Annotated in this window: 11 protein-coding genes; 4 read left to right on the top strand and 7 right to left on the bottom strand. The window is 61.0% G+C overall.

Annotated features, from left to right (window positions below):
• Window positions 1-86 precede the first annotated feature (86 nt).
• The gene (locus PQU94_RS02625; RefSeq protein WP_272739927.1) at window positions 87-1,511 is read left to right on the top strand and encodes an HD-GYP domain-containing protein; all 1,425 of its coding nucleotides are present in this window, start codon (window positions 87-89) and stop codon (window positions 1,509-1,511) included.
• Here the strand turns inward: PQU94_RS02625 and PQU94_RS02620 are convergent.
• The 5 genes from PQU94_RS02620 to PQU94_RS02600 form a co-directional block, all read right to left on the bottom strand.
• Window positions 1,508-1,987: a GNAT family N-acetyltransferase gene (locus tag PQU94_RS02620; protein ID WP_272739926.1), complete on the bottom strand. Its 480-nt coding sequence runs from the start codon at window positions 1,985-1,987 to the stop codon at window positions 1,508-1,510. The genes PQU94_RS02625 and PQU94_RS02620 overlap by 4 nt on opposite strands.
• A gap of 85 nt (window positions 1,988-2,072) precedes the next feature.
• The gene (locus PQU94_RS02615) at window positions 2,073-3,950 is read right to left on the bottom strand and encodes a ribonucleoside-diphosphate reductase subunit alpha (protein WP_272739925.1); all 1,878 of its coding nucleotides are present in this window, start codon (window positions 3,948-3,950) and stop codon (window positions 2,073-2,075) included.
• A gap of 254 nt (window positions 3,951-4,204) precedes the next feature.
• The gene (gene panD, locus PQU94_RS02610; protein ID WP_126421834.1) at window positions 4,205-4,570 is read right to left on the bottom strand and encodes an aspartate 1-decarboxylase; all 366 of its coding nucleotides are present in this window, start codon (window positions 4,568-4,570) and stop codon (window positions 4,205-4,207) included.
• 213 nt (window positions 4,571-4,783) lie between these two features.
• Complete coding sequence (locus tag PQU94_RS02605) at window positions 4,784-5,194, bottom strand: DUF5990 family protein (RefSeq protein ID WP_272739924.1); 411 nt, start codon at window positions 5,192-5,194, stop codon at window positions 4,784-4,786.
• 1 nt (window position 5,195) lies between these two features.
• Window positions 5,196-5,819, bottom strand: a complete 624-nt coding sequence (locus PQU94_RS02600; protein WP_272739923.1) for a TetR/AcrR family transcriptional regulator — start codon at window positions 5,817-5,819, stop codon at window positions 5,196-5,198.
• 410 nt (window positions 5,820-6,229) lie between these two features.
• Between PQU94_RS02600 and PQU94_RS02595 the strand changes: the two genes are divergently transcribed.
• Both PQU94_RS02595 and PQU94_RS02590 read left to right on the top strand, forming a co-directional pair.
• Window positions 6,230-7,297 (top strand): glycosyltransferase family 4 protein, encoded by a 1,068-nt coding sequence (locus PQU94_RS02595; protein ID WP_272739922.1) that lies wholly within the window; start codon window positions 6,230-6,232, stop codon window positions 7,295-7,297.
• A 4-nt stretch (window positions 7,298-7,301) separates the two neighbouring features.
• Window positions 7,302-8,234, top strand: a complete 933-nt coding sequence (locus PQU94_RS02590; RefSeq protein ID WP_272739921.1) for an alpha/beta hydrolase — start codon at window positions 7,302-7,304, stop codon at window positions 8,232-8,234.
• A gap of 368 nt (window positions 8,235-8,602) precedes the next feature.
• On the opposite strand, the gene PQU94_RS02585 is transcribed toward PQU94_RS02590, so the two are convergent.
• Both PQU94_RS02585 and PQU94_RS02580 read right to left on the bottom strand, forming a co-directional pair.
• Window positions 8,603-9,655, bottom strand: coding sequence for a 1,9-bis(guanidino)-5-aza-nonane synthase (locus PQU94_RS02585; RefSeq protein ID WP_272739920.1), 1,053 nt, complete (start codon window positions 9,653-9,655; stop codon window positions 8,603-8,605).
• Window positions 9,656-10,130: 475 nt separating this feature from the next.
• The gene (locus PQU94_RS02580) at window positions 10,131-11,399 is read right to left on the bottom strand and encodes a type III PLP-dependent enzyme (protein WP_272739919.1); all 1,269 of its coding nucleotides are present in this window, start codon (window positions 11,397-11,399) and stop codon (window positions 10,131-10,133) included.
• 281 nt (window positions 11,400-11,680) lie between these two features.
• Between PQU94_RS02580 and PQU94_RS02575 the strand changes: the two genes are divergently transcribed.
• Complete coding sequence (locus PQU94_RS02575) at window positions 11,681-13,885, top strand: methyl-accepting chemotaxis protein (protein ID WP_272739918.1); 2,205 nt, start codon at window positions 11,681-11,683, stop codon at window positions 13,883-13,885.
• Window positions 13,886-13,944: the final 59 nt, after the last annotated feature.

Genomic DNA, 13,944 nt, shown 5'->3' with positions numbered 1-13,944 from the left:
GCAGGACTAGCCTTCCACACGTCCGGCGTCAACGCGGTCTTAAGCGTGGCGTGCCATGATCGGCCTTCCTTCAGAACGAGGGCCCCATGCCTGCGCCGAAACTGCCCGAAATCTCACCTGACCGGCTGAAACTGTCGGAACTGATCAGCGCCTTTTCCTATGCGCTCGACATTACCGAAGGGCAGCCGGAAGGGCACTGCGTGCGCTGCTGCTATATCGGTATGCACATTGCCGATGAGCTGGGCTTTTCGGCGGATCAGAAGTGGGAGCTTTATTATGTACTGCTGCTCAAGGATCTGGGCTGTTCATCCAATGCGGCGCGCATCTGTCAGCTTTATCTGACCGACGACCGGACCTTTAAGCGCGACTTCAAGGATATCGACACCGGCCTCTCGGACGTGCTGGGCTTTGTCATGGCGCATACGGGGCTGAAGGCCGATCTGGCCGAACGCTTCCGCGCCGTGGTCAATATTTTCAAGAATGGCGGCGAGATTTCGCGCGAACTGATCGAGACGCGCTGCACGCGCGGCGCTGACATTGCGCGGCAACTGCGCTTCCCGGAGGCCGTCGCCATCGGTATCCGCGATCTGGATGAGCACTGGGACGGGCGCGGTCAGCCGCAGGGTCTGCGGCGTCAGGCCATATCCCCCTATGCCCGCATCGCGCTTCTGTGTCAGTGCGTCGATGTGTTTTTCAAAAGCCGGGGCATGGCGGCCGCCTTGCGTGAAATCCTCAACCGCGCCGGGACCTGGTTTGAGCCGGAAGCCGCCGATGCCTTCTTTGAGGTGGCGTCGCGCAATGGCTTCTGGGAGGGGCTGTGCGCACCCGATCTGGTGCAGCGTATTCAGTCGATGGAACCGGCGCACCACGAAGTCGCGCTGGATGAAGACTATCTCGACGACATCGCCATTGCTTTTGGTCAGGTGGTCGATTCCAAAAGCCCCTATACGGCGGGTCATTCGTCGCGGGTCGCCCTCTATACCGATATGATGGCCGAGGTGATGGGGCTCGACGCCCGCGCGCGGCGCTGGCTGAAACGCGCCGCCCTGCTGCACGATGTGGGTAAGCTGGGCGTATCGAACACCATTCTCGACAAGCCGGGGCGGCTGGATGGCGAAGAGTGGGCGCAGATGCAGGCCCACGCCCTCTATACGGAAACCATCTTGTCGCGCATCGGGGCCTTTTCGGAACTGGCGCGCATTGCGGGGGCGCACCATGAGCGCCTGGATGGCAAGGGCTATCCGCACGGCCTCGGTGCCGACGAGATCAGTCTGGAAACGCGCATCATTTCGACGGCGGACTTTTTTGACGCCCTGACCGCCGACCGCCCCTATCGCCCGGCCCTGCCGATCTGGAAGGCGCTGGAGATCATCGGGCAAAGCGTCGGCGATGCCATCGACCCGACCTGTTTTGAGGCGTTGAAACAGGCCATCGACCGTATCGAGACCGACGCAAAGGCGGGCACGGTCAGCTTCGATGCCACTGAACGCCCGATGCAGAAGGTGGCTTAGAGCCTCTTCTGCCAGAAGAGGGCGCGGCCCATTTCCGGATCGAGCACATAGTCACCATAGCCCAGCGACCTATAAAGCCGTTGCGCTGTTGCATTGCCTTCCAGCACTTCAAGCGTCAGCTTGGCGCAGCCGCGTTCGCGGGCGACGGTTTCGGCCTCGGCCATCAGGGCGCGCGCCAGGCCCTGCCCACGAAACGCCGGGGCGACCACGACATCGTGGATGTTGAGCAGGGGCCGCGCAGCAAAGGTCGAAAACCCGGCAAAGGCATTGAGCAGGCCTGCCGGTTGTCCATTGGCAAAAGCCAGAATCGACACGGCACCCGGCGTGGCCGCCAAACGCTCGATCAGTACCGAAGTCACTTCGAGAGGCAGGGCATCACCACCGCCCATGATATCGCGTGCATAGGTCTGCATCAGAGCGACAATGGCCTTGGCATGGACCGGGTTGAGGTAATCGGCGCGAATGATCTCAGTCATAAACATTCCATAGCAAAAGGCCGAAGCGTGGGCTCCGGCCTTTGAAACTTGCTCCCGGTTTCGGGTGCAGGGCCTGAGGCCCTGCTTACTGACAGGCGAGGCATTCCTCGTAGTCGGTCTTGCCCGCAGCGGCCATCGACACTGCGGCAGCCTTGCCTTCAGAACCGGCGAAGGCGGCGCGCTGTACCGACTTGGAGCGCAGATAATAGAGCGACTTGACGCCCTGTTCCCACGCCGTCCAGTGCAGCATGTGCAGGTCCCACTTATCGACATCACCCGGCAGGAAGATGTTGAGCGATTGCGATTGGCAGATTTCCGGCGCGCGGTCGGCAGCCAGTTCAACCACCCAGCGCTGGTCGATTTCGAAGGCGGTCTTGAAGATGGCCTTTTCGTCTTCGCTGAGGGCGTCGATGTGTTGCACCGAGCCTTCGTGCTCGACGATGGAGTCCCAGGTTTCCGGCGTGTCGAGGCCCTTTTCGGCCAGCAGGGTACGCAGGAAGGGGTTTTTCACCGCAAACGAGCCCGACAGGGTCTTGTGGGTATAGATATTGGCCGGGATCGGCTCGATGCCCGCCGAGGTACCGCCGCAGATGATCGAGATCGAGGCGGTCGGGGCGATAGCCAGCTTGTGCGAGAAGCGTTCCATCACGCCGCGTTCTTCCGCGTCGAGGCAGGGCCCGCGCTCCTGAGCCAGCTTGACCGAGGCCTTGTCGGCTTCGCGGCGCAGGTGCTTGAACAGGCGCATGTTCCACGATTTGGCCATGGCCGACTCGAAGGCCACGCCCTGCGATTGCAGGAAGGAGTGGAAGCCCATCAGGCCGAGGCCGACCGAGCGTTCGCGCTGGGCCGAATAGACCGCGGCGGACATGGCGTCCGGGGCCGACTGGATGAAGTCTTCCAGCACGTTGTCGAGGAAGCGCATGATGTCTTCGATGAAACGTGGTTCGTCTCGCCATTCGAGGAAGGTTTCGGCATTGACCGAAGACAGGCAGCACACGGCGGTGCGCTCATGCCCCAGATGGTCCTTACCCGTGTGCAGCATGATTTCGGCGCACAGGTTCGATTGCTTGACCTTAAGGCCCAGCTCACGCTGGTGCGGCGCCATGGAACGGTTCACCGTGTCGGCGAAGATCAGGTAAGGCTCACCCGTCTGCATACGGATTTCGAGGATCTTCTGCCACAGCGCGCGCGCGTCCACATAGCGGATGATTTCGTTATTCTTGGGCGAACGCAGGCCGAACTGCGCGCCGTCGCGCACGGCTTCCATGAACTCATCGGTGATCGAGATACCGTGGTGCAGGTTGAGCGCCTTACGGTTGAAGTCGCCCGACGGCTTGCGGATTTCGAGGAATTCTTCGATTTCCGGATGGAAGATGTCGATATAGACGGCGGCCGAACCCCGGCGCAGAGAGCCTTGCGAAATGGCCAGCGTCAGGGAGTCCATCACGCGGATAAAGGGGATGATACCAGAGGTTTGGCCCGCGCCCTTCACCTTTTCACCGATGGAGCGCACGCCGCCCCAGTAGGTGCCGATGCCGCCGCCATTTGAGGCCAGCGCCACGTTTTCGTTCCACACGCTGACAATGCCTTCGAGCGAATCGGGCACGGCGTTGAGGAAGCACGAGATGGGCAGTCCGCGCTTGGCCCCGCCGTTCGACAGCACCGGCGTCGCCGGCATGAACCACAGGTTCGAAATGTAGTTATAGATGCGCTGGGCGTGTTCGGAGTCGTCGGCATAGGCCGTGGCGACGCGCGCGAACATGTCCTGATACGATTCGTCGGCCAGCAGATAACGGTCGTCGAGCGTCTTCTTGCCGAAGTCGGTGAGCTTGTCGTCCTTGGACGGATCGGTCACGACCGTCTTGATCAGCTTGAACTCCGGACGCTCCTTGGGACGCACCTTGAGCGTACCCTTAACAGACGCCGCACCCTGAACCTTCGCCGCCGCATCATTTGCCGACATCGTCACACTCACCTGGTATGCCTGAGAAAACCGCTCCGCCCCCGGAGCACCGAAGGTCAGACCCAAGACAACTAGATATAGTGTCGAAGACCGCCATCAGCCCCTATATGGGGCCATAATCGGATCGCATCGTCAACGGCCAAGTCGCCGCACAGGCGAAGTTTTTCGTTAACAAAATCCTAAAAAAAACATTATGCCAAGCGGCTCAAGGGGTTGGGCCCCGAAGACGAAAATACCCCAAAAAAAGAGTCCTGTTAGAGAATCGTCGAGGGGGTTTCGGAGAGGTAGCGGTCAACCCGATTCTGACGATCAACCAGCACGACTCTGGGGATAATCGGCGCGTCGGTCAGCTCGAAACCCATGATGATGATCTGCTCGGATTCGTTGATCAGATGCGCAGCCGCGCCGTTCATGGCGATCTTGCCCGACCCGCGCTCACCGGTAATGACATAGGTTTCCAGTCGGGCCCCGGAGGTGTTGGAAACGACCAGCACGCGCTCGCCTTCCCACAGGCCGACGGCATCCATCAGGTCCTCGTCTATGGTGATCGAACCGATATAGGCCAGATTGGCCTCGGTGACGTAGGCGTTATGGATCTTGGAACGCAGCAACTGGCGCATGGTGAGCTTTCGAAAAGGATGGGCCGCGAAAAACACGAAAAGACACGAAAGCTGCGGCGATGATTGGCGCGAGGCGCCTGATAGCGTTGGTGCCGGAAACCGATCAGAAGGCCTTCGGGCACAAACCCTGTGAGCGCTCGACGTTCGTGTCTTGTCGTGTTTTTCGTGGCTAATATCTTTTACGCGCCCGAAAGTCAGCCGTTTTCTGGCTTATCATATCAGACGCCATTCGCGCACACGCACGGTGGCGCAGGCGGGGGTGCCGTCCTTGCCGCGACCGGGCAGCAGGGCTTCGGGCACGCCGCCGGCGCGGGCCGCAGCCTTCAGGGTGTCGGGCATATCGTGAATGTCGATCTTGGCGCGGCGCGTCCATTCGCTGCCGTGGTCCCCCGCCGAGGTGCCGATGGCGATATAGACAAAGCGGCGCTCAGGGCCTTCGCGACGCACGAACGGCCCCAGCCAGCGACCGTCTTCGCTGAGGCGCAGCGGCACATCGAACGACAGCGGCCCGTCTCCCGCCGTTTGCGGATCAACCGGGTGGCTGTCCTTGTCCTGAAGGCTATAGGCTACGCCCGGAACGGGGTCAGCGATGGTCAGACGCAGGGTTACCGACGCGTCGGCCATCTCAGTCGGCCCAGAGGTCCGTCACATCGCCCTTGCGGTTCAGCATATGCACCGCGCGCTTGATGACATTGAGCAGGTTTTCGATGCGTTCGGGCTGATCATACGTCAGGGCGGCCCGGTGCAGACCGTCCAGCGCAAAGCGAGCCAGATCGCGGCTGGCCTGAAACCGCGCATCGACACCGGCGGTGATGAAGCCGGGCGTAGCACGTCCCATCGCACCTCGGTCGAAAGCCTCCTGCGCCGGGCGGATCGCCTTGGCCACGTCCTCGTCCTGACGCGCCGCGCGTTCCAGGGCCAGAAAGGCGGCAAACGGCACCGAACTGAGCAGACGCCAGTAGGCGTCAATCGCACCGTCCAGCGCGTCCTGACCGGGTTTCAGCTTCCCCGCTTCGGCCTCGAAAGCGGCTTCACGGGCGGCGTGGATATGCCAGGCGGCGGCTTCGACCAGCGCTTCACGGGTCGGAAAGTGGTAGAGCATGGCCCCACGCGTCAGACCGCAGGCTTCGGCGATGGCGGCATTGCCGGCACGGTCATAGCCCAGTTCTGCGAACAGCCGCATAGCGGTGTCGAGAATCTGAACCCGCGTGCGGCGGGATTTGGGCGTGTCTTTCGGTCGATCGCTCATACGCTGCCTTCCAGCCTCCGCGCGCTTGCCTCCCGTTGTGTGTTCTGTACGGGCGCGGACACTACTCACATTCGGGTCTTTCGTCGCAATTGACAAGGCGCTGGAGCTTTTGACGCGACGGGGTTCCATACCGGTAATTATACGCGCCTTTTTGTGCATCGCAACATCTGCGGCATGACAAAAGGCGCAGTGAACCGCGAAAATATAGCCCGGCTCGCCTGTGCCGCCCTGCCGGAGGGCCGAAAATCCCCCTGGCGGTGTTTTGCCGGACCGCGCGGGCCCGGCCCAAAAGCCTTTGCGCGTTTCTGCACAGCGCTCACGCGACTGTCGCAGGCGTGAAACAAAATCGTGCTTCACAGACCGCTCTTTGCCCTCTACACAGGGGAGCAGGACAACAGACGGAAACGATTGTGCGTATCTTACTGGCGACCGATGCATGGGACCCTCAGGTCAATGGCGTGGTCACGACGATGAAGCGGGTCATCGCCGAATGCGAAAAGCTCGGCCATGAGTTCAAGATCGTGGACTATAACCAGTTCAAGTCGGTATCGTGGCCCGACTATCCGGAGGTCAAGCTGGCTCTGGGCTGCTACGAAGACGTGCGTGAAATCATCCAGGACTATGAGCCGGATGCCGTGCATATCGCCACCGAAGCCTTTGTGGGTCTGGCGGCGCGTCGGGTGTGCATGGAATGGAAGATGCCCTTCACCACCTCCTACCACACCAAGTTTCCGGAATATGTGTCGGCGCGCCTGCCCATCCCCCTGAGCTGGGGCTATGGCTATATGCGCTGGTTCCACAAGCCGTCGGGCCGGGTAATGGTGGCGACGCCGACCCTGCAAAAAGACCTTGAGGCGCGCGGCTTCAAGAACATTTCGCCGTGGACGCGCGGCGTCGATACCGAGATGTTCCGCCCGGGCCTTGAGCCGATCTTCGGCGACCTGCCCCGCCCAATCATGACCTATATCGGTCGCGTGGCCATTGAGAAAAACCTCGAAGCCTTCCTGTCGCTTGACCTGCCCGGCACCAAGGTGGTGGTCGGCAAGGGACCGCAGCTCGAGGAACTGAGGGAAAAATATCCGGACGCGGTGTTTACGGGCGCGCGTTTCGGCGAGGAACTGGCGCGCTCCTACGCCGATTCCGACGTTTTCGTCTTTCCGTCTCTGACCGACACCTTCGGCCTTGTTATCCTCGAAGCCATGGCCACGGGCACCCCGGTCGCCGCCTTCCCGGCGCACGGGCCCATTGACCTGATCCCCGGCACGGGCGCAGGCGTCATCGACGAAGACCTCAGCGTCGCCATTACCGAGGCGCTGAAGCTGGATCGCGCCCATGTGCGCCGTCATGCCGAAAAGTTTTCGTGGCGGGCCTGTGCGGAGGAATTTATCCGCAACCTCGAACCCTATCCCGAAGCCGAGAAGAAAAAGCTGTGGGCGCGGCTACGCGCCCTGCCGCGTCGCCTGCGCAGGGCGGCGTAAACGGATGGCCCGCAGAACACTCACGGCGATGTTCTGCGCTTCCGTTATCGCTTCATCGGCGGGGGCCGCCCCGGTAAGCGTTCCTCTGTGGCCAAACTCCGCCCATATGGGCAACCCCAGAGCCAGGGGCCCCGAACAGGCGGGCAAGGGCAAGTCGCTGGTCGGTGGACGGCCGTGGACGCAGATCAGCAATGTGTCGCAGCCCAGCCTGACGATCTATCCCGCACAGGGCGAACCGACGGGCGCGACCGTTGTGGTCCTGCCGGGCGGCGGGTATCGTGTGCTGGCTATGGACCTCGAAGGAACCGAGGTGTGCGACTGGCTGACACCCAGGGGCATTACCTGCGTGGTGTTGAAATACCGGGTTCCGGCATCCGGACCGTGGTGGAATCCCGACTGCAATTGCCGTGAAAACCCGAAGGTATGGATGGCGCTTCAGGACGCGCAGCGGGCGCTGCGCCTGTTGCGTCAGGGGGCGGAGACCTATGGTATAGACCCCAACCGTATCGGCGTGCTGGGCTTTTCGGCTGGTGGGCACCTGGCGGCAGCCGTCAGCACGCGCACCGAAGCCGCCTATTCGCCCGTAGATTCCGCGGACACGCAAAGCCTGCGCCCGGATTTCGCGGTGGTTATATACCCCGGACATCTGTGGCATGAACCCGACCTGACCCTTGAGCCGGACATCAGGGTCACGCCCGGTACACCACCGACCTTTCTTCTGCATGCCGAAGACGATCCCGTGGACGATGTGCGCCATTCCCTCGTTTACGAAGCGGCACTTAAAGAGGCGGGTATACCCGTCGAGATGCACCTCTATGCCAGGGGCGGCCATGCGTTCGGACTTCGCCCCACCGGCCTGCCGATTTCCGAATGGCCGCAACGCCTCGAGATATGGTTGGCGAGGATCGGGGTAATAGGGACGCAGACGCCCAAATAACAACGGCCCTCCCTGGGGGGCAGGCCAGCGCGGAACGCAGGTTGAGCACAAATTTCAGGAAAACCCGACCTGCCCCATCACGGACACCGAAATAACAACGGCCCTCCCTGGGGGGCAGGGAGGGCCGCGCATGCCGCCGGATTCGAGGGGGGGGGGGATGATCCCGGCGACGAACTGAGTGACGACGACTCAATTACGTGAGCCGCTATCGTTAAAGCCTAAATAGCCCTTATTTTGAAAAAGGGAAGAGGCTGAGTAAAAAAAATTCGTGATCTATGACGCCGATCTTTGGTTAATGGCATGTTGATACCGTTAAGCAAACGATTAACCAGAGTTATTCTCAAAAATCGGCGTCATTTACTCAGGGTTTACGCAAACAGCTTGGCCCAGTTGCGCTTCTCACGCGACTTCCACGCGCCACGGTGGTAGGCGTCGGAGCCGATGAGCGGCACGACGGTTGTGGCTTCGGCAAAGACCATCTGTTCGTAGGTGGTCGAAACCTTACCCCACGAAGCGGCTTCCTTCAGCGTCGAGGAGGAACAGGCACCGTCACGCACATCGGCGACGGTGATCTGCACCGCGTACTTGTGCATATCAGCTTCGACGCCGAGGATTTCGGCGCAGACAACCGTGTCCTGAGCAAAGTTCTTCGGCACGCCGCCGCCGACCATAAACAGGCCCGTGGTGCCCGCCGCAATCTTGATGTCGGTCAGTTCGCGGAAGTCAGCAATGGCGTCGAGCATCAGATAGGGCTTACCCGCAGCCGCGCGTTCCTTCTGGTGCTTAACGAGGCCGAAACCGGCAGACGAGTCCACGAAGGCCGGGCAGAAGATCGGCACGCCATGCTCATAGGCGGTCTGGATCAGCGAGCCCTCCTTCTTGGCATTGCCTTCCGACAGCCACTTGCCCATTTCCCAGATGAATTCGCGCGAGGAATAGCCGCGCGGCTCGAGGCGATTGGCGATCTCAAGGATGGTGTGATCGCAGGCCTGAAGCTCTTCTTCGTCGATATAGGTGTCGTAGATGCGGTCGATATAATTGTCGCGCAGAACGTTATCGTCCACCGGACCGGCGGCCTGATAGTGCTTAAAGCCGAGCGCTTCGAAGAAGTCCATATCCACAATCGAGGCACCGGTGGCGACCACGGCGTCGATCATGCCGAACTTCACCATGTCGCGATAGACGTGCATACAGCCACCGGCCGAGGTCGAACCGGCGAGGATCAGCCACGGCGAGCAGTCCTTGTCTTCCAGCGCCATGTTGAAGATGTCGGCGGCGCGGGCGGTATCACGGCTTGAGAAGCTCATCTTGCGCATCGAGTCGATGATCGGGCGCGCGTCATAAGACGTGATATCGACGTGCTCCACAGTGTTCTGGAGCAGGGCGGCCTTTTGGTTGGATTGGGGGGTAGTTGCGTTCATCTCTTGGTCCTTTTGGAGATAAGAAGGTGGACGCCCGTCATGCACTCTTTGTCCCCCAGACGGAGCGATGGGGAGAGAAGCTGAAAAAACTCGCGGCCCCTATAGGACATAGGGGGCGCCTTGGCAAATCAAGGTTTGATTAAACGACGCGGTCAACTATCCGTCACTGTCACCGTAAAGACGTCGTCGGGCATGGTTGATTTCTTCCGCCGTCACTTTCGATGGCGAGGGTTCCTGTGCCCAACGTTTATACTTACGACACCTGAGCCAGAGGATCCCCGCGAGAAAGATAAAAGCGAGTAAGAAAATTAAGGCTAACTGCAAATCGCTGGCCGAAAACCCCTGAAACGCCCAGTTGCGAAATGCCATGAGCGAAAGGAAAGCGCAAAAGAGAGCGCCTATTCCGACATGAAGGAAACCAACCCAGAAGAAAAAACGGAAAACGTCCTTCTCAGCCTGTCCCTCTTCCATCCAATTACTTCGACCGCTTCTTGCCGCGCTTGCCGCCCTTGGGGCGGTTGAGGCGCACGACCTTGTTCTCTTCGACGCTGTCGAAAAGGCTGCGCGGCACGTTCAGCGAGCGCGGGCCCAGACCGAACAGCGAGGCCATCGGCGCGTCATCGAGGAAGACGGTTTCGGTCTGACCATAGCCGTTGAACCCGGTCGTCATGGCCACGCCATAGGCCCCCAGCATCCCGATTTCGACGTAATCGCCCTCATCCACATCCGCCGGAAGCCAGAACGGCCCCGGCATGTGGTCGATGGAGTCGCAAGTCGGGCCATAGAAACGAAACGGCTTCAGTTCCGGTTGCTCGTCACCATCCTCGGCGCGGTGCAGGCGCACCGGGAAGGGCCACTTGGCGTGGGTGGCGTCGAACAGGTTGCCATAGGCCCCGTCGTTCAGATAAAGGGCATCGCCCTTGCGCAGCTCGACGCGGGCGAGGATCGAGGTCGATTCCGCCACCAGCGAACGCCCCGGCTCGGCCCACAGTTCCGTCGCCTCATGCACCTTCATTTCATCAAAGGCGCGATGGATCACGTCCATATATTCGGGCAGGGACGGCGGCACCATGCCCGGATAGACCGACGGGAAGCCGCCACCGACATCGACAATATCGGCAAGCACGCCGGCGCGGACCAGCGCGCGCGATGCCACCGACATGGCTGCCGCATAGGCGGTCGGGCGCATACATTGCGAGCCGACGTGGAAGGAGACACCCATGCGGTCCTGCGTCGCCTGACGCGCCGCCAGCAAGAGTGCTGGCGCCTCATAGGGCTGAGCGCCGAACTTGTTGGTCAGGGGCAGGTTCGAGCCTTCGCCCGACGTCGCCAGACGCACGATCAGATTGAGGTCCTTCGCGCCACCCGTGGCGTCGAGGATCTTCTGCAATTCTTCGTGGGTATCAAGGCTGAAGGTCTTTACACCGAAATCGGAATAGGCTTCGGCGATGTCCCGACGCGACTTGACCGGGTGCATGAAGGCCAGACGCGCTTCAGGCGCAAGGCCGCGCACCAGCTTGACTTCATTGATCGAGGCCACGTCGAACGAACCGATCCCGGCGTCGAGCAGGGTTTCGATGACCCACGAAGAAGGGTTCGCCTTGACCGCGTAGAAGACATCGCCTTTGAAGTGGCGCTGGAACCATTGCGCTGCGACGGAAACAGGCTCACGTCGCACAAGGGCGACGGGCTTTTCCGGTGACTGCTCGCGGACCAGGTCCAGGGCCGATTGGAAGTTTGCCACTGCCAATACCCCGTAAAGTTAAGTTAAACCCAGACCGGCGTTAGCAGCGTTTCAACGACGCCCAGCCCGTCGAGAGTGTTCTCTAGGGGCCCCAGGGCGCCGACCTGTGTGTCGGGGTCCGCCGGAAGCGCGCTATATCGGGCATTTTATCCTGACTGTAAAGGCGTTTTTTGTGACAATGGCCCCCGCTTTTAAATTTGAAAGTCCGTTGGCGGCATTAAGGAAACCGAAACCAAAACGCTGTTCTTTTGGGGGTGGGTCAGCCTGTTCCGGATCGCGTCATGTCTTTCGCCGCCATCAGTATTCGTACCAAACTTTTTGTCATGACCGGCGTGTTCATGGTGCCCATCGTGCTGATGAGCTACCTGTTTGTGCAGCAATCCCTGAAAGACATCCATTTCGGTCAGAAAGAGGTTCAGGGCGTCGAGGCGATGCGCATCGTATGGCCCGTCCTGACCGGCGCAACCGCACAGCTTTCGGGCGAGACGGCCCCGATGGCGACCCTCGATGCGCAACACCCCGCGCTGAAGACGCTTGCGGCGACTGAGGCTGACGCCCTCTCCAGGGCCCCCGGCGCTGATGCGGCTCTGGCCCTCCTGACGACGCTCAGCGACCGTTCCAATCTGACGCTCGATCCCGATATCGACAGCTATTATGTGATGGACGCCGTAGCCTTCAAAGCCCCGGACGCCCTGAACCGTATTTCCGTCGTGTTGCGCGACATGTCGGCCTATCAGGCCAAGGCCAGTCTGACCACCGAGGAGACGACCGGTCTGGTCGTGGGCCTGGGGCAGTTCAGCGCGGCCTGGCAGGGACAGATCACCTCGCTCGACAAAGCGATTGCCGCCAACAGCGGCCTCTCCCCGGCGCTCAAGGCCAAGCGTGACGCCTATCAGGCGGCAGCGCAGGCCGTAGAAGCCGAGGCGCTCGGCCTTGCGCACCAGATGCAGACTCAGGGCAATGCCGCAGGGGTCGATCTGACGCCACTCCTCAGCGCTAAAACCGCCTATGCCAGGGTGAGCGACGATCTGTGGCAGGCTTCGGCCCAGCAGTTGAACGCGCTGCTTCAGAAACGGATCGGCGGCTTTTCTACGACCCTCTATACCCTTCTGGCCGTAACGGTTGCAGCGGCTCTGGTGGCGGTCTTCATGGCGCTGGGTCTGGCCCATTCCATTCTGAAAGCCATTAACGGGCTGGATCAGAATATCAGGCATTTGGCGGACAAGGATCTCAACGCCAGTCTGCCCGAAGCCACACGCCGGGACGAAATCGGTCAGGTCGGTCGCGCGCTGGAGTTCTTCCGCCGGCGCACTATCGAAAAAATCGCCGATGCCGCCAATGATGTGAAACGTAACGAACTGATTATCAGGGAAAAGGATCGCATCAACACCCTTTCCCAACGCATCCGTAATGCCATTACGGACGTCATGGATGCTGTCCAGACCCTGTCCTCATCGGTCGGGGACTCGACCGGTGAGTTCAGTCTGACGGCCAAGACGACGCGCGAGGAGTTGACGGCGGCGATTGACCGGCTGAGCGCCTCGGCGCGCGATGTGGACAGCGTATCGGCGGGCATGGCCGAGGTCTCGCAAAGCTTCGGAGAGATCGCCCGTCGCACGGATGAGAGCGCCGAGATGACGGACCGCGTCTCCGGCGAACTGGAACGCTCGCGCGAGATGGCGCAGGCCCTGACACAGGCCGTTGAGCGTATCGGCGAGGTCTCACGCCTTATTCAGGGCATTGCCTCCCAGACCAATTTGCTGGCGCTTAACGCCACTATCGAAGCCGCGCGCGCCGGAGAGGCCGGGAAGGGCTTTGCCGTTGTGGCTGGTGAGGTCAAATCTCTGGCCAATCAGACGGGCCGTGCCACCGCCGAAATCGAAGCCCAGATCGAGGACGTGCGTCAGGCGGCCGAAAGCATGGTCGGTTCTGTGTCACAAATTACTGGTATCATCGCTTCCGTAGCGCAGACTTCGCGCACGGTCGCCGACGCGGTTAAGACCCAAAGTCAGGCGGCCGACGCCATCCGTCACAATCTGGAGCGCGCGGCATTGGGCAATCGTGAGGCCGAGCGCATCATCAACCTCTTGCCCGAAGTCACGCGCCGGACCGAACGCACCGCCGACGACATGCAGGCTATTTCTCAGGACATGGCGGGCGCTTCACGCGACATGCAAACGGAACTGGCTGCCCTTCTCGATGAACTAGTGGATAAGCGGGTGGCGGCGCGCTACGCTTCAACAGAGACGGTCGATATTGAAGTGAAGGGACGAACCGTCCGCAACCTGCGTCTTTATGACATCAGCGAAACAGGGGCGCGTATCGGCATCACATCGGGCCTTAAACCCGGTGAAAATCTGGCGATCCGTCTAGTCGATGCCGAGGTGGATGCGACCATTATCTGGGTCGGCGAGGATTCCTTCGGCGTCCATATGCTCAACGACTTCCGCTTCACCCAGCATCAGGTGATGCAACTGGCGGCGTAGAGACTGCGACCTTTCGCGTCACTCTGCGGCCGATGGTTGCCAAAGCCCCCAAATTTCGG

The organism is Asticcacaulis currens, from assembly GCF_028550395.1.
GTDB lineage: Bacteria > Pseudomonadota > Alphaproteobacteria > Caulobacterales > Caulobacteraceae > Asticcacaulis > Asticcacaulis currens.
The sequence above is the reverse complement of the archived record's forward strand: the minus strand, read 5'-3'. Positions and strand labels throughout refer to the sequence as shown.